Source organism: Streptococcus sp. V940, assembly GCF_054353495.1.
This window is the reverse complement of sequence record NZ_JBTHHZ010000001.1, coordinates 126,932-142,645: the sequence shown is the minus strand read 5'-3', so window position 1 is coordinate 142,645 and position 15,714 is coordinate 126,932. Positions and strand designations below refer to the sequence as shown.

Genomic DNA, 15,714 nt, shown 5'->3' with positions numbered 1-15,714 from the left:
TACCACAAATCCGACTAGCTTGCACTCACTAAAGCAAAAACATTCCACTGCGTCTTTATTCTTTATATTCAAGAGGTTTCTCAGCTACTTGAGCTAGCGGTGAATCTGCTTCTGGATTTAACTGTCGATGAACAGCCTCTGCAACTGCTCTTGGTATTCCAACTTCTACAATCTCATCCACGCTAGCTTCCTTGATTTTTGTCAGAGATTTGAAATATTTCATCAAATTCTGCTTGCGTTTAGGACCTAAGCCTTCAATCCCATCCAATTGAGAGGAGAAGGAATTTTTAGAACGGAGTTGACGGTGGAATGTAATGGCAAAGCGGTGTACCTCATCCTGAATGCGTTGCAAGAGGAAAAATTCCTGAGAATTGCGAGACAACTCTACCACCTCAAGCGGATCTCCAAAAAGTAATTCATGGGTTTGGTGCTTATCATTCTTTTGAAGTCCTGCGATCGGAATATCTAAGCCTAACTCTTCTTGAATAACCTGCTTAGCAATGTTAACTTGTCCCTGACCACCATCGATGACGATTAGATCTGGCGGTGTCAAACCGTCACGCTGGACCCGTCCATAACGTCTACGAATGACCTCTCGCATACTTGCATAGTCATCTGGTCCGACCACAGTCTTGATTTTATACTTGCGGTAATCCTTCTTGCTCGGTTTTCCGTTGACAAAAACAACCATAGCAGAGACTGGACTAGTCCCCATAATATTAGAGTTATCAAAAGACTCGATACGGACTGGGGTTGGAATTTGTAGAAGTCGCCCAAGATTTTCAATAGCTCCTTGAGTCTTTTCAACTGATTTTTCCAACAGATTAAACTTCTGCTCTAAGCTAACGCGAGCGTTTTTGATAGCCAGATTAACCAGTTGCTTCTTCTCCCCTCGTTGGGGCTTGAGAACCTTTGTATCCACCAAAGCCTTGATAGCTTCTTCGTCAATATCTTGAGGAATCAGGATTTCATTGGGGATCAGGTGAGATTTCTCCTGGTAAAACTGTCCCACATATGTCAAGAAATCCTCGTCTGGATCGTTGTAGTAAGGGAAGAGATTGACATCGCGTTCAATCAGTTTACCTTGACGGACAAAGAAAACCTGAACACACATCCAACCCTTATCCACGTAGTAACCAAATACATCACGGTTTTGAAGATCTTTTGCCATGACTCGTTGCTTAGTCCGCAGAGTGCCGATGGCCTGGATTAGATCACGGTATTCCGCCGCACGTTCAAATTCCATACTTTGGGCTGCCAAAGCCATCTTACTCTTGAGTTCATCAATGATTTTGTCATCCTGCCCCTTGAGAAAATCAGAGACTTCTTGAGACATAGCTTTAAAATAGGCTTCATCCTTTCGACAAACCGTGTGAGCCATACACTGGCCGATATGGTAATAAAAACAAACTTTGGAAGGAGGATTGGTACACTTGCGAAAAGGGAAAATCCGATCCAATAGCCGTTTGATTTCATTGGCTGCCCCCACATCCGGATAGGGACCAAAATAGAGACCTCCGTCTTTTTTGACCTGACGGGTGATAATCAAGCGAGGATAGCGCTCATTGGTGATTTTGATAAAAGGATAGGACTTGTCGTCCTTGAGCATAATATTGTACTTAGGCTTGTTTTCCTTGATGAGATTAATCTCTAAAAGAAGGGCCTCAATATTAGACTCCGTAACAATAAACTCAAAATCCACAATCTCAGACACCAGGGCTTCTGTCTTGGTATCATGGCTCCCACGGAAGTAGGACCGCACCCGATTGCGCAGATTTTTAGCCTTTCCTACATAAATGATAGTGCCGTTTTTATCTTTGTGAATGTAACAACCAGGGCTAGTCGGCAAGAGCTCCAGTTTTGATTTAATCAAGTTATTCATAATTCCATTATAGCAAAAAGCCCCCTGTATTGCTTAAATCAGAGAGCTCCAGTTCCCTTAGAAAATCACTTATTCCCCAGAATCATACAGTTCTTGAACTTCTTTTACATCTTGAGCTTGGATTCCATAATAGGAGCCTGCTGGTTGCATAACCGAAACTTCATTGGTGTGTTCCAAACCGATAGCATGACCTAGTTCATGCTCTGCTGTATGCATGATACGATCATAGGTATAGCCATAGTTTGGATTGGATAAATAATAGTGATTCAAGCGAACGGTTACAGAAGTGAATTGTTTGGTTAGGAGATTTGTCTGACTCTCCGCCTCACCTGCTACAGCTGTCGAACCATCATTCATTTCAGTAGCGAAAATATCGGCCTGATCCGCTTCTGTCACAAGCTCAAAGTTAAAGGCGCCAGTCTGATTCCAGTTAGCAATAGCTTCAAGGTAGGCCTTTTGGAAAGTGGCATCCATTTGAGGATCAATATAGATAGTTGCTTGCGCCTTTGACCATTTTGCTCCTGAATCTTGATGATGATCTGTCTGAGATAAACCTTGTAATTTACCAGTTTCTTGCCATTGATTCCAACCTGCTTGGCTGACTTGAACCACTTTGCTAACTTGATTTAAAGTAGCAGGCAAATCCCCTGTCACATACCAGAGAATCCCAAAAGTGATGAGAATGAAGAAGATAAGTGTCCATACAAGGCGCCAAAAAATACGCAAAATCCCTAGTAAAAATCGACATAACACACGAATTATCCAGCCCATAATTGCCCACCTTTCTAAAAAAATAAGAACCCATCTTTAAGCCATGGATTCCCATTCTAAAGATAGATTCTTAATTATACTAAAACAAACTGAAAGAAAACTAAAATTAAGACAAGCGTTCTTCCAACACAAAATCAATTGGCAGTGTAGCCAAAAAACGTTCCAATTGCTTTTCCCAATAATACCACTCATGGGTTCCTGCACTATGGCTATAAGTCACATCTAAACCAAGTTTTTTAAGATTTTTAACTGCTAGATTATTGGCAGAATAGAGATAATCTTGTTCGCCACACCAAACCCAGAGTTTGGTCTCCTTGTCTGACTTTTTGGCAAGGGTCTCAAGCGAGTAAGGGCTATTCACCCAATCATTAACTTTGCCAAAAACACCTCGCCAGTAGGCACGCGTTCCTAAATCTTGACTCTCAGGAGAAAACTCCTCGAAGCTAAGCGCCCCAGAAAAGCTAGCGGCATGTGAGAAACGGTCAGTTGACAGTGCTAACTTAAAGGAACCGTAGCCACCCATTGATAAACCAGCAATGAAGGTTTTTTCTCGCTCGTTGGTCATATTGGGGAAGAAGCGTTTGAGCACCTTAGGCAATTCTTCTGCTAGAGCTGTGTAATAGTTATAGCCATACTGAGTATCTGTATACCAGCCATTGTTTGTATTGGGCATGACAACAATCAGATTAGTCCCTCGTAGCAAGCGCTCTACATTGGTCCGCTTGAGCCAACTGTTGTGGTTCCCTGACATTCCATGAAGAAGATAGAGAACTGGAATATCTTTACTGTTTGGCTCTGTCACCCGAGATGCATCCGGATAGAGTACATTTACTCCCCACTCCATACCTAAAACTTCTGAGTAATACTCAATCTTCATTACTGCCATAACTTGCTCCTTATTCGTTTGAGATAAGAAAAAGCCGAAACTCGACTTTCTCTCTTGCTATTTTATCCTTATTTTGCTTCCATGACTACTGGTAAAATTGCTGGACGACGTTTCGTTTGTTCAAAAAGGAATTTAGCCAAATTGTCACGAACCTTACCTTTAAGATCAGCCCAGTCAAAGTCCTCCCCTTGGAGATAGTCTTCAACTGTTTGGTTCACCAACTCTGTACTTTCGCGCAGAATATCTCGACTCTTCTTGAGGTAGACAAAGCCACGTGTATGCACTCGCGCTTTGGCAATGATTTTCTTTTCACGACGGTTAACAGTGATAGCCACGATGAAAATACCATCTTCTGACAAGACCTTACGGTCACGAAGAACAACATTACCAACATCCCCGATAGCATTTCCGTCAATCAAGACATCACCTGCAGCAACTGCACCAGACGGGACAAAGTCCCCATGTTCATAAGACATTGTTGTGCCCTTTTTCGGGATAAAAATGCGTTCTGGCAACAACCCAACAGCCATAGCAGCCTTGGCATGAGCGTCCAACTCACGGTATTCACCCTGGATCGGGAAGAGATACTGAGGTTGTAAAAGATTAATCATCAATTGAAGATCACGCGCATTCCCATGTCCTGATACACGTAAGCTTTGAGTAATCGGCTTAACGACACCACCTGCTTGGTAGACCATGTTTTCTACACGTGCCATCACAGCTTCTTTAGCGATTGATGGCGTTGTAACGATATAAACCAAGTCTCCATCCTTGATTTCAACATAGCGGTGACGACCGATTGACATTTTACGGAGTCCATTAATCGGTTCACCCATACGACCGGTTTCAAGGATAATTAACTCGTGGTCTTCAAAACGAGTCATATCTTTAGGTTTAATCAAGAGACTTTCGTTAGCCAATGACAATTTTTTCAAGCGAATAGCTGTACGAACGATATTTTCAATATCAAATCCAGTCAAAACAACGCGACGTCCTGTATCTGCAGCAGCATCAAAGACTTGCTGAATACGAGAAAGGTTACTTGCAACAGCGGCTACAATGATACGTCCATCCCAGTCAGAAATAGTTTGCGTAATTTCATCACCAACTTCACTTTCGCTGGCCACTTGAATATTACTGTCTGCGTTTGCTGAGTCGCTTAGAAGAGCTAAAACTCCTTCGCGACCAATTTCTGCTAAACGACCAAAGTCAGTCGCATATGATTCGCTAGCCGTTTGGTCAAATTTGAAGTCCCCTGTATAAACGATACTTCCTTCAGATGTTTTCAAAACGACACCCAGACTCTCTGGGATAGAGTGAGTTGTGCGGAAGAAGGAAACCTCCGTACCGCCAAAGTCGATTTCTGTATTTTCATCAATAACATGGAAATCATCGAATTTTTTAGCACTATCATTTCCTTTAACAAAAAGCTTAGCAAGCTCAATTGTCAACTCTGAACCAAAAACAGGAACTTTCACTTCTGACAAGAGATAAGGAAGAGCTCCAATCGCATCCGCATGTCCGTGCGTTAAAAAGACACCTGCAATACGGTCGCTATTTTCAAACAGATATTCCATATTTGGAATAACGACATCGACACCCAACTGCTCATTTTCAGGATATTTTAAACCTGCATCTAAAACAAAGATTGAATCGTTAATTTCTGCGATGTACATGTTTTTCCCGTTTTCACGAACACCGCCTAAAGTTGTTAATTTAATATTGGTCATTTTCCCTCCGAAGTATTACTATAACGTGTTTGTAGAGTCTTCACAACTCTCTTTTTGTAAAAGTCCAATTTACTTTTATCCGAATCTTTTCTTCTCATTATACCATTTTTTTACTAATTTTCAAAATGAAGATAGGATTTCAACTAGAGAACATTCACCACTGATAACCGAATCGCTTTGCTTTGTTTTCTCTTTGCGAAATCGCTGTCCGCCAACGGACCTAGGGCCTTACTTCACAAGCAGCTACTCGGCAAAAAATTGTAATAAGGAGCTTACTCGCAAATAAAAAAAAGATTTAGAAGCTCTAAATCTTTTTAATCATCTTTAGTTTGGATAAATGTAAGTAACTTTACCTAAAAATTCATGTGGATTAAAGAAACCACGATAGTTAGCAATTTGTTTTTGACGTCTGTAGTTTGCTTCCAATACCTGAATAGAATTCTCATTTTGTACATCTGTCACATAAGCAACGTGTCCATATTCACCACCGTCCCAAACGGCGATTGCGCCTACTACTGGAACATCTCCTACACGATAACCTTGAGCACTAGCATAAATCGCCCAAGTATTAGCATTCCCCCACCAGTTGCTAGCCCAAGGAGCCAATTCTTTCACGCCCCATGTACACTGACCAACAGGATATGAGTTTCCATAGTCTGTCGGAGTATTCACGACAACATCATCATCTGAAGCAGGATTCAAAGTACTAGTCGCCTCAGAAGCCGGAGCGCCGTATGAATAAGTAGCCTGAGCTGGACCGCTTACTTCTAGCACATCCCCTGGGTGGATCATATCAAAAATGCTTTTCCCGTTATTTGCTGCCAACTCATAAGGATCCATGCCATTTGCTGTGGCAATAGCAAAAAATGAATCTCCGTCTTGGACAACGTAAGAAGATGCACTAACAGTTTGAGCACCTACTGACGCTAAAATAGCAGTGGACGTCAAACCAAGAGTCAGTTTAGCAACTGTTTTTTTCATAATAATTTTCTCCTAAAATTTTATTGATTATTTTTAATTTTTTTGTTGACAAGAGAATCATACCTGATTTACATGTCAGTTGTTTTAGAATTATGTTGTAGTCATGTTACAAATATGTATACTTTTACTACATAACATTCTAAAGAACAAATAATTCAAAAATTATAAGAGACAACAAAAAACTGAGATTATTCACCTCAGCTTCTTTTCTTCTATTTTTCCATTAAAAAGTCATAGATTTCCTGCACCGTACCTAGTGCCATCATTTCTTGATCTTTAACAGTTTGTTTGAGATTTTGATAAATCTGACTTTCAGCGATGTCCCGCTTGGCAGCATCTTTATTTACTTTCATTACACCATTTTCAATCGTAACAAAACCAAGTTCTTCAAAAATCTGAATCATTTTGACTAGCAAGATCTGTTCTATCTTCAAATAAGCTGATAAGTCCTTGAGCTTATAACGAATATCAAATTCTGGGAACTGGTAGATTGTCTTATAAAGCTTAGCGAATTGCTCTCTTGTACCATAACCTGTCAAATAGTATGCTTTAGCGATATCATTTTTAAAGTAAATAGCAGAGAAATCCTGTTCTTGCAGCACTTGTTTGAGAAGACTGAGATCCTCGGGAATATTTTTTACAACGATTGCTGGGCTAGAAAGCAGTTCTGATAAATCACTGGTAAAATCTAGGACAGGTACTCCCTCTGGTAGCTCTACACTCTTACTACGGATGTTAAAAAGTTGAACACCGTCCACACGGGCATCTACCATCATCAACTGGAGGGTTGTTTGCCCATTCCATTGGTTAACAGAAAGGGTAACTGCCAATTCCAGTTGTTTTACCTGAGAAAATTCTGTAGCCTTTAATCCTTGACCAAAAGCTACTACCTCAAAACTCGCGGTCCCTTTAGAAATCTTCAATTTCAAATGACTATCGCTCGCTCCCATAGAACGAGCATTTTCAACTTGAAAATCTCGAATATAAAAAACAGGTTTTTGGTTATCCATTCCAAAAGGAGCTAATCGTTCAAAACTTTTAACCGTCTCTAAACTTAGGCTTTCCAAATCTAATTCTTCATCTAGATATAATGTATTCTTGCCTTTGGCATCTATCCCTTTGTCTTTTACATAGGTTTCTAAAATTTCCGATAAGGCGTCTAGCTGCTCCGCTTCAAGTGTCATACCTGCAGCGCCTGCATGCCCACCAAAGGCGATAAAAAGTTCCCGATGCGGATTAAAGGCTTCAAAAATATCGACTGCATCAATACTTCGAGCACTCCCCTTGGCACGGCCATCTTCAATATTCAGAACAATAACTGTCTGCCCTAATTCTTCCAACAAGCGCCCAGCTACAATCCCAAGCACTCCTGGGTTCCAACCTTCTTTGGCTAAAACTTGAACACTTTTGTTAGGGTCTACCAAACTTTTAGCTTCTTCATAAATAGCCTGAACAATTTCCTTACGTTCTTCGTTTTTATTTTGAATCATGAGGGCAATCTCACGCACCTCTTCATCATCAAAGCCAGTTAGTAACTCAATAGCAGGATTAGGATCATCCAAGCGCCCTAGGGCATTCAAGCGAGGCGCCAACTGAAAACCAACCGTCTCTTCTGTAAGGTCACTACTAGAAATCCCTGCAATTTCAAATAGTTCTTGGAGGCCTAGTCTCTGGGTATTGCGTAAAACTTCTAGACCGTATTGAACCATGATTCGATTTTCATCTGTCAAGCTGACCATATCAGCAATTGTCCCAATAGCAACCAAATCAAGCAACTCAACCTGCACTTCCTCCAAGAGGGCACAAGCTAGTTTAAAAGCCACCCCACAACCCGCCAAATGTTTAAAAGGGTAGTCTGCTTCAGGATGCTCCGGATGAACGATTGCATAAGCATCAGGTAAGACCTCCGGTAGAGAATGGTGATCCGTTACAATAACATCCACTCCCATAGATTGAGCCAAGTCAATAGCCTCATGACCTGCAACTCCATTATCTACGGTTACAATCAAGGATATCCCTTGTTGCTCAATGAAGTACTTGTAAACACTGGCATTAGGACCATAACCATCTGTAAAACGATTAGGAAGATAGACTAAACACTCGGCTCCTAATTGTTCTAATGTTTCTTTAAGGATAGAAGCTGATGTCATCCCATCTGCATCGTAGTCTCCATAAACGAGGATAAATTCACCCTGCTCTATAGCACGACGAATACGATTCACTGCCTTGTCCATATCGTGGAGAAGATAGGGATCATGTAAATCATCTAGACTTGGTGCCAAAAAACGAGACAAACTATCTCCATCCTTAATACCACGGCTAAATAATAAACGAGCAGCTTCAGGCCCTAGCCCAGCTTTCTTGGCGATTTTTGTAAAATCTGCATCCTCAACTTGAGGTGCAAATTGCCAATTATAAGTCGGAATAATCAAAATTCATCCACTCTTTCTTACGATTCTATCCCTTTATTATAACATGATTTCAAGTTTTTCTCCTCTTTATTTCCTTAACTCTTTCAATCAAAATCCCAAAAAATTCCTATTCTCATCAAGGTTAAAAAAGAAGCTAAACACCAGTCGATAACTCTATCCCTTTCCAACAAGACCTAGCCAACATTTTAAAACATCTTCTCTTTATGCTACACTATTGGCATGGAACATCATTTTAATCATAGAGCAGAATCTTTCGACTCTCCCAAAAACCAATTTCTAGCAGACCTTGTAAATGCAGAGATCAAGCAACAAGTCTCTGATCTATCTACCAAATCAATCCTAGACTTTGGAGGAGGAACTGGACTTATCGCTCTTCCTCTAGCCAAACAAGCCAAGTCAGTGACCTTGGTTGACATCGCAGAAAAAATGCTGGAGCAAGCTCGTATCAAGGTTAAAAACCAAAAACTTGAAAATCTACACTTGATTCAACAAGACTTAGTGCTTAAGCCATTAGAGCAAACATTCGATCTCATTATCGTTAGTCGTGTTCTTCATCACATGCCTCAACTTGATTCCAGTCTAGCTATGTTTCAGGAACATTTGACTCCCGGAGGTCAACTATTTATCGCTGATTATACCGTACCAGATGGAGAAACACATGGTTTTATGATTTCGGAACTTGAGGAGATTCTAAAGAATCATGGCTTCTCAGATATTCAGACACAAATACTTTATAGTTCCGAGCATCTTTTTCTTGATAAACCTTCTCAACTATTTCTTACATCTGCGATAAAATAATCACTTCTTAATACAAGCACTGAAAGAATTCTACTTTATTTTTTCTTCAGTTATTAAACTTTTCAGGTTACTTCTTTCCAACTATTTCAATCATAAAAACTCTCCTTAAAACATTAAGGAGAGTTTCTTGTTACCATAAAATAAATATCTAGGAAAACGCTTGCATAATTTTTTACCTCGTGTTATACTAATTTTAAAATAAATTTATAGGAGACTATTGATGAAGAACACATTCCCTCAATGCGAGAAAAAAATGGTTTATAGTATCCGTTCCTTGAAAAATGGGACCGGTTCAGTACTTATCGGAGCGAGTTTTATCCTACTGGCCCTTGCAGCACCTCATGTTGCTGCAGATGAAAATCTCTCGAGCACCAGAGAAAATGTAAGCGCTGTTACTATTGGTCCTACAGATACAGATTCTAAGCCAGCTACAACTACAGTTTCTGGGCAGAATAATGCAAACGATTCCCTCAAAACTGAAGAAAAAGCTAAAGATTCTGAAGTAGCTTTAACTACTGAAAGTGCTAAAGCAGAGGGTACTACAACCAATCCTTCTAGCGATCAAGTAGAAAAGAGAGACGAGCCAGCTACAACTTCAGAGGATAAAAAAACTGAAGTAGCTGCAAGTCCAGCTTCAGATGAAAAAACAAAAGAAGAAGCTAGTTCTGAAACACCAATCGCAGACAACTACTTCCGCATCCATGTCAAAAAACTTCCTGAAGAAAACAAGGATTCTCAAGGTCTCTGGACTTGGGACGATGTAGAAAAACCTTCTGAAAATTGGCCAAATGGAGCCAAGTCCTTCAAGGATGCCAAGCAAGATGACTATGGCTATTACCTAGATGTCAAACTCAAAAATGAACAAGCCAAGAAAGTCAGCTTCCTCATTAACAATACAAAAGGGGATAATCTTACTGGAGACCGTTCTGTAGAGCGTCTATCTCCAAAAATGAATGAAGCTTGGCTAGATGAAAACTACAAAGTTTACAACTACCAACCTCAGCCTGCGGGAACTGTCCGCGTCAACTACTACCGTACTGATGGTAACTATGATAAGAAATCTCTCTGGTACTGGGGAGATGTCAAGAACCCAAGTAATGGTGAATGGCCTGATGGAACAGACTTTACAGCAACTGGAAAACACGGTCGTTACATTGATATTCCTCTCAATGAAGCTGCAAGAGAATTTGGATTTTTACTATTAGATGAAAGCAAGAAAGGCGATGACGTGAAAATCAGAAAAGAAGACTATAAATTCACTGATCTGAAAAACCATAGTCAAGTTTTCCTTAAGGATGATGACGAAACAATCTACACTAACCCTTACTATGTACATGACATCCGTATGACAGGTGCCCAACATGTGGCCACATCTCGAATCGAAAGTAGCTTCTCTACACTTGTCGGTGCTAAGAAAGAAGATATCCTCAAACGTTCAAACATTACAGACCATCAAGGAAACAAGGTGACCATCACTGATGTTGAACTCGATGAAGCTGGTAAAAAAGTAACCTACATTGGTGATTTCTCTGATACTCAAAACCCTTACACAGTTGCCTACGATTCAGACCGTTTTACCACACGTTCAAGCTGGCGCCTCAAGGATGAGACCTACAGTTATGACGGTCCACTCGGCGCAACCCTAAAAGAAGATGGCAAGCGTGTCGACCTTACCCTCTGGTCTCCAAGTGCTGATAAGGTTTCAGTTGTCGTCTACGACAAGAAAGATCCTGAAAAAGTTGTCGGAACAGTCGCTCTTGAAAAGGGAGAAAAAGGAACCTGGAAACAAACTTTGGACGCAAACTCTGGTCTAGGTATCAGCAACTACACTGGCTATTACTACCACTACCAGATCGAGCGCCAAGGTAAAACCGTTCTCGTTCTTGACCCTTATGCCAAATCATTAGCGGCTTGGAACAGTGATCTAGCAAAAACAGACCCTGCTCATAAAGTTGCTAAAGCTGCCTTTGTGGACCCAGCAAAACTAGGTCCACAAGACTTGACCTATGGTAAGATTCGCAACTTCAAATCACGTGAAGATGCTGTCATCTACGAGGCACATGTCCGCGACTTTACTTCAGATCCTGCCATCGCAAAAGATTTAACCAAACCATTTGGTACCTTTGAAGCCTTTATCGAGAAGCTCGATTATCTCAAAGATTTGGGCGTGACCCACATCCAACTTCTACCAGTATTGTCTTACTACTATGTCAATGAATTGAAGAACCAAGAACGCTTGTCTGCCTATGCTTCAAGCAACAGTAACTACAACTGGGGATATGACCCTCAAAACTATTTCTCCTTGACTGGTATGTACTCTAGCAATCCCAAGGATCCAGAAAAACGTATCGCGGAATTCAAAAATCTCATCAACGAAATCCATAAACGTGGCATGGGAGCTATCTTGGACGTGGTCTACAACCATACTGCCAACGTCGATATCTTTGAAGACCTTGAGCCAAACTACTACCACTTTATGGACGCAGACGGAACTCCACGTACTAGCTTTGGAGGCGGTCGTTTAGGAACAACCCACTACATGTCTAAACGAGTCCTAGTTGACTCTATCAAGTATCTGGTTGAAACTTACAAAGTGGATGGCTTCCGTTTCGATATGATGGGAGACCACGATGCGGCTTCAATCGAAGAAGCATACAAGGCTGCACGCGCCCTCAATCCAAATCTGATCATGCTAGGTGAAGGTTGGAGAACCTATGCTGGTGATGAAAATATGCCTACTAAGCCTGCTGACCAAGATTGGATGAAACATACCGATACTGTCGCTGTCTTTTCAGATGATATCCGTAACAACCTCAAGTCAGGTTATCCAAATGAAGGCCAACCTGCCTTTATCACAGGTGGAAAACGCGACATCAATACCATCTTTAAAAATCTCATTGCTCAACCAACCAACTTTGAAGCAGACAACCCTGGAGATGTGATTCAGTATATTGCAGCCCACGATAACTTGACTCTCTTTGACATCATTGCTCAATCTATCAAAAAAGACCCTAGCAAGGCTGAAAACTATGCTGAAATCCATCGTCGCTTAAGACTTGGTAACCTCATGGTCTTGACAGCTCAAGGAACACCATTTATCCACTCTGGTCAAGAGTATGGACGTACCAAGCAATTCCGTGACCCTGCTTACAAGACACCAGTTTCAGAGGATAAGGTTCCAAACAAATCTCACTTGTTGCGTGATAAAGACGGCAATCCATTTGTCTATCCATACTTCATCCATGACTCTTACGACTCTAGTGATGCTGTCAACAAGTTTGACTGGACCAAGGCAACAGATGGAACAGCATATCCTGAAAATGTCAAGAGCCGTGAATATATGAAAGGTTTGATTGCTCTTCGTCAATCTACAGATGCCTTCCGACTCAAGAGTCTGCAAGATATCAAGGAGCGTGTCCGCCTCATTACTGTCCCAGGACAAAATGGAGTTAAAAATGAAGATGTGGTCATCGGCTACCAAATTACTGCTCCAAATGGAGATATCTACGCTGTCTTTGTAAATGCAGATGAAAAGGCTCGTGAATTCACTCTAGGAACAGACTTTGCTCATTTGAGAAATGCTGAAGTCCTGGCTGATGAAAACCAAGCAGGACCTGTAGGGATTGCAAACCCTCAAGGTCTCGAATGGACTGAAAAAGGCTTGAAATTGAACGCTCTCACTGCTATCGTTCTCCGCTTGTCTCAAGGTGGTGCCATTGTCGCTCCAGCTGTGGAAGAAAAGCCAGAATTTGATCTTTCTAGCTTGAAAGTAGAACAAAATCAGGCCCAAAACCTAGCTGTCCAGCCTGAAACTCAAGAAACTGTTGTAGAGGGTCTTTCTCAAAAAGTCCTTCCAAACACAGGAACTGAAAACAAATCACCTCTTGCTCTTGCTGGATTCAGCATTCTGTCCCTTCTTGGACTTGGAAGTTTCCTAAAGAAAAAAGAGGAAAAATAGGGCTATAGACTTCAATAAGACAGCACGTCATAAATAATCAATAAAAAAGCAAGAACTAAAAAATTCTTGCTTTTTTACATGAGCGAGTTAAAATAGAGACTTTTATGACCAAAGAATTCCCTTATAGGATAAAAGAAGAGCTAGGAATCATAATCCGTAGAAAAACATAAAGAGCCACTTTAATGTCACACATAGAGCTACAAATCACGGATAAATGTTAATACAATTCCTACAACGAGATACATTTCTTCCTCCTTTAATGATTCTATTTTATTATCATTATCCACATAGAAAAAGAGGAACTCCGGTCCTCTTATCCTTCTATCCTACTCTCTGCATCCGCCACTACTCGGGCCAAACTAGTTTGGCTTAATTCTTCTTCCATGGCTTCTTGAATTTTATCTAACTTTTCATCTAAAACCCCATGGATATTAGCTCCTACTGGACAGTCAGGATTAGGATTATCATGGAAACTAAAGAGTTGTCCAGTCTTTCCAAGGCATTCCACCGCTTGATAAATATCCAAAAGACTAATATCCTCAAGATTTTTGATAATCTCTGCCCCTCCGGTTCCACGCGCGACGGAAATCAAGTCTGCTTTTTTCAGTTGGGACAAAGTTTTTCGGATAATAACAGGATTGACTCCAACACTACTAGCTAGAAAATCACTAGTCACCTTGCTTTCCTTCCCTTTTAGGGCAATGATTACCAACATATGTGTCGCAATGGTAAATCGGCTTGAAATTTGCATGCAGTCCTCCTTTATTATCAACCAAGCTCATTCTTCTCTTATATTTATTATATCTCCTAGAGTTGTAATGTCAAGAGTTACGACTAAGCCAGTCGTCCAATTCAACATCATGTCCTTGACTCTGAGCGATTTCGTGCAACAAGTCCTGATTATGGGTATGGTGAATTCCATTGACTAAGCTTTCATAGTATACCTGATAGTAGGGCAATTGTAACTCTCTAGCCAACTGTAATTCTGACTCAACATCGTAATCAACACGACGAAAATCTATATCCTTCAAGCCTTTGTCATCAAAATCCAAAATCATATATTGCGCCCGCAAATCCTCACGTAGACTTGCTGATAAAAAGAAGGGTTGCCCAATCGAACCTGGATTCAGGATAAGCTGACCACCACTACCATAGCGAAGAAACTGCTGATGGATATGACCATAAATGGCAATATCACAGTCCGGATTGGTGACAAGACGATCAAAGTCCTCTTGTTTTCCCAGATGAATCAACTCTCGCCCCCAATTTTTATCCGGCAAATGATGGCTTATCCCTACCTTCAGATTTCCAAACTGGCGGTGTGTGTGCATGGGAAATGCCTGTAGAGCTTCAATATCATCTAGACTAATTTCTTCCATAATATACTGGCATTGGCGCAAGAGGTAGCGATGGCTAGGTCTACTTGTATCTAATTTTCGATGAGCTGCTCGCCATAAACTCTCTTCCCAATTTCCCAGAACTCGAATCGTAATCGGCAAGTCCTCTAATCGTCTGAGAATATTTTTTCGTCCTGTCCCAGGCATGAGAATATCTCCCAAAAGCCAATATTCCTCAGCGCCTGCCTTCTCTGCATCTGCTAAAACAGCTTCTAGTGCTCTTGTATTTCCATGGATATCTGAAAGTACCGCAATTTTTGTCATATGATCCCCTCTTGCCTTCTCTCCTTTAATTATAACACTCTCAAAACCAAAGTCAAAAGCATTTTGTTTGCTATCATTTTTTACTTTACTTTTTTAGTGAAAAGGATTACAATGAAGGTGATAAGAAATGAGGAGGTTTTTGCTATGACACAACGTTACGAAAACATCATGGTAGCAGTCGACGGTTCTAAAGAAGCTGATTTGGCTTTTATCAAAGGAGTTCAGTCAGCATTACGTAACCAGGCTAAATTAACCATTGCGCATGTAATCGATACTCGTGCTCTTCAAAGCATTTCAACATTCGATGCAGAAGTTTACGAAGAGTTACAAGTTGAGGCCCAAGATTTGATGGCAGAATATGAAAAGCGTGCAAAAGATACTGGTCTTACAGATATTCAAGTTGTCATCGAAATGGGAAATCCTAAAACTCTTTTGGCTAAAACAATCCCTGATCAAGAACACGTTGATTTGATTTTGGTTGGAGCAACAGGGCTTAACGCCTTCGAACGTTTACTTGTCGGCTCTTCATCTGAATATATCCTTCGCCACACAAGCGTTGACCTTCTCGTCGTCCGAGACAAGGATAAAACTTTATAATTAGACTAAAAAAGGAGC

General features: G+C 40.9%; 11 protein-coding genes. 3 read left to right on the top strand and 8 right to left on the bottom strand.

Features of this window, described 5'->3' with window-relative positions; genetic code table 11:
- Positions 1 to 55 precede the first annotated feature (55 nt).
- The 6 genes from uvrC to recJ form a co-directional block, all read right to left on the bottom strand.
- Positions 56 to 1,882, bottom strand: coding sequence for an excinuclease ABC subunit UvrC (gene uvrC, locus ACXYSM_RS00850; RefSeq protein WP_458634006.1), 1,827 nt, complete (start codon positions 1,880 to 1,882; stop codon positions 56 to 58).
- A 69-nt stretch (positions 1,883 to 1,951) separates the two neighbouring features.
- Positions 1,952 to 2,653 (bottom strand): M57 family metalloprotease, encoded by a 702-nt coding sequence (locus ACXYSM_RS00845; protein WP_458634005.1) that lies wholly within the window; start codon positions 2,651 to 2,653, stop codon positions 1,952 to 1,954.
- Positions 2,654 to 2,759: 106 nt separating this feature from the next.
- The gene (locus ACXYSM_RS00840; protein WP_458634004.1) at positions 2,760 to 3,539 is read right to left on the bottom strand and encodes an alpha/beta hydrolase; all 780 of its coding nucleotides are present in this window, start codon (positions 3,537 to 3,539) and stop codon (positions 2,760 to 2,762) included.
- Positions 3,540 to 3,607: 68 nt separating this feature from the next.
- Positions 3,608 to 5,269, bottom strand: coding sequence for a ribonuclease J (locus ACXYSM_RS00835; protein WP_458634003.1), 1,662 nt, complete (start codon positions 5,267 to 5,269; stop codon positions 3,608 to 3,610).
- 324 nt (positions 5,270 to 5,593) lie between these two features.
- Complete coding sequence (locus ACXYSM_RS00830; RefSeq protein ID WP_006147881.1) at positions 5,594 to 6,250, bottom strand: COG3942 and LysM peptidoglycan-binding domain-containing protein; 657 nt, start codon at positions 6,248 to 6,250, stop codon at positions 5,594 to 5,596.
- Positions 6,251 to 6,462: 212 nt separating this feature from the next.
- Positions 6,463 to 8,682 (bottom strand): single-stranded-DNA-specific exonuclease RecJ, encoded by a 2,220-nt coding sequence (recJ, locus tag ACXYSM_RS00825; RefSeq protein ID WP_458634002.1) that lies wholly within the window; start codon positions 8,680 to 8,682, stop codon positions 6,463 to 6,465.
- Positions 8,683 to 8,901: 219 nt separating this feature from the next.
- Here recJ and ACXYSM_RS00820 point away from each other — a divergent pair, with 219 nt between their 5' ends.
- Together ACXYSM_RS00820 and ACXYSM_RS00815 are read left to right on the top strand one after the other, a co-directional pair.
- On the top strand, positions 8,902 to 9,480 hold the full coding sequence (locus tag ACXYSM_RS00820; protein ID WP_458634001.1) for a class I SAM-dependent DNA methyltransferase: 579 nt from the start codon (positions 8,902 to 8,904) through the stop codon (positions 9,478 to 9,480).
- 220 nt (positions 9,481 to 9,700) lie between these two features.
- The gene (locus ACXYSM_RS00815) at positions 9,701 to 13,438 is read left to right on the top strand and encodes a pullulanase (protein WP_458634000.1); all 3,738 of its coding nucleotides are present in this window, start codon (positions 9,701 to 9,703) and stop codon (positions 13,436 to 13,438) included.
- 313 nt (positions 13,439 to 13,751) lie between these two features.
- Here ACXYSM_RS00815 and ACXYSM_RS00810 read toward each other — a convergent pair whose 3' ends face one another.
- Together ACXYSM_RS00810 and ACXYSM_RS00805 are read right to left on the bottom strand one after the other, a co-directional pair.
- Positions 13,752 to 14,189 carry an Rrf2 family transcriptional regulator gene (locus ACXYSM_RS00810; RefSeq protein WP_458633999.1) on the bottom strand — a complete coding sequence of 146 codons (438 nt, stop codon included), beginning with the start codon at positions 14,187 to 14,189 and terminating at the stop codon, positions 13,752 to 13,754.
- Positions 14,190 to 14,259: 70 nt separating this feature from the next.
- Positions 14,260 to 15,099, bottom strand: coding sequence for a metallophosphoesterase family protein (locus ACXYSM_RS00805; RefSeq protein WP_458633998.1), 840 nt, complete (start codon positions 15,097 to 15,099; stop codon positions 14,260 to 14,262).
- 144 nt (positions 15,100 to 15,243) lie between these two features.
- On the opposite strand from ACXYSM_RS00805, the gene ACXYSM_RS00800 reads away from it, so the two are divergent.
- Positions 15,244 to 15,696 (top strand): universal stress protein, encoded by a 453-nt coding sequence (locus ACXYSM_RS00800; protein ID WP_458633997.1) that lies wholly within the window; start codon positions 15,244 to 15,246, stop codon positions 15,694 to 15,696.
- Positions 15,697 to 15,714: the final 18 nt, after the last annotated feature.

Bases quoted from the DNA above. Each gene is read 5' to 3' on its own strand.
- uvrC (WP_458634006.1), bottom strand. From the start codon at position 1,882: ATGAATAACTTGATTAAATCAAAACTGGAGCTCTTGCCGACTAGCCCT.
- ACXYSM_RS00845 (WP_458634005.1), bottom strand. From the start codon at position 2,653: ATGGGCTGGATAATTCGTGTGTTATGTCGATTTTTACTAGGGATTTTG.
- ACXYSM_RS00840 (WP_458634004.1), bottom strand. From the start codon at position 3,539: ATGGCAGTAATGAAGATTGAGTATTACTCAGAAGTTTTAGGTATGGAG.
- ACXYSM_RS00835 (WP_458634003.1), bottom strand. From the start codon at position 5,269: ATGACCAATATTAAATTAACAACTTTAGGCGGTGTTCGTGAAAACGGG.
- ACXYSM_RS00830 (WP_006147881.1), bottom strand. From the start codon at position 6,250: ATGAAAAAAACAGTTGCTAAACTGACTCTTGGTTTGACGTCCACTGCT.
- ACXYSM_RS00820 (WP_458634001.1), top strand. From the start codon at position 8,902: ATGGAACATCATTTTAATCATAGAGCAGAATCTTTCGACTCTCCCAAA.
- ACXYSM_RS00815 (WP_458634000.1), top strand. From the start codon at position 9,701: ATGAAGAACACATTCCCTCAATGCGAGAAAAAAATGGTTTATAGTATC.
- ACXYSM_RS00810 (WP_458633999.1), bottom strand. From the start codon at position 14,189: ATGCAAATTTCAAGCCGATTTACCATTGCGACACATATGTTGGTAATC.
- ACXYSM_RS00805 (WP_458633998.1), bottom strand. From the start codon at position 15,099: ATGACAAAAATTGCGGTACTTTCAGATATCCATGGAAATACAAGAGCA.
- ACXYSM_RS00800 (WP_458633997.1), top strand. From the start codon at position 15,244: ATGACACAACGTTACGAAAACATCATGGTAGCAGTCGACGGTTCTAAA.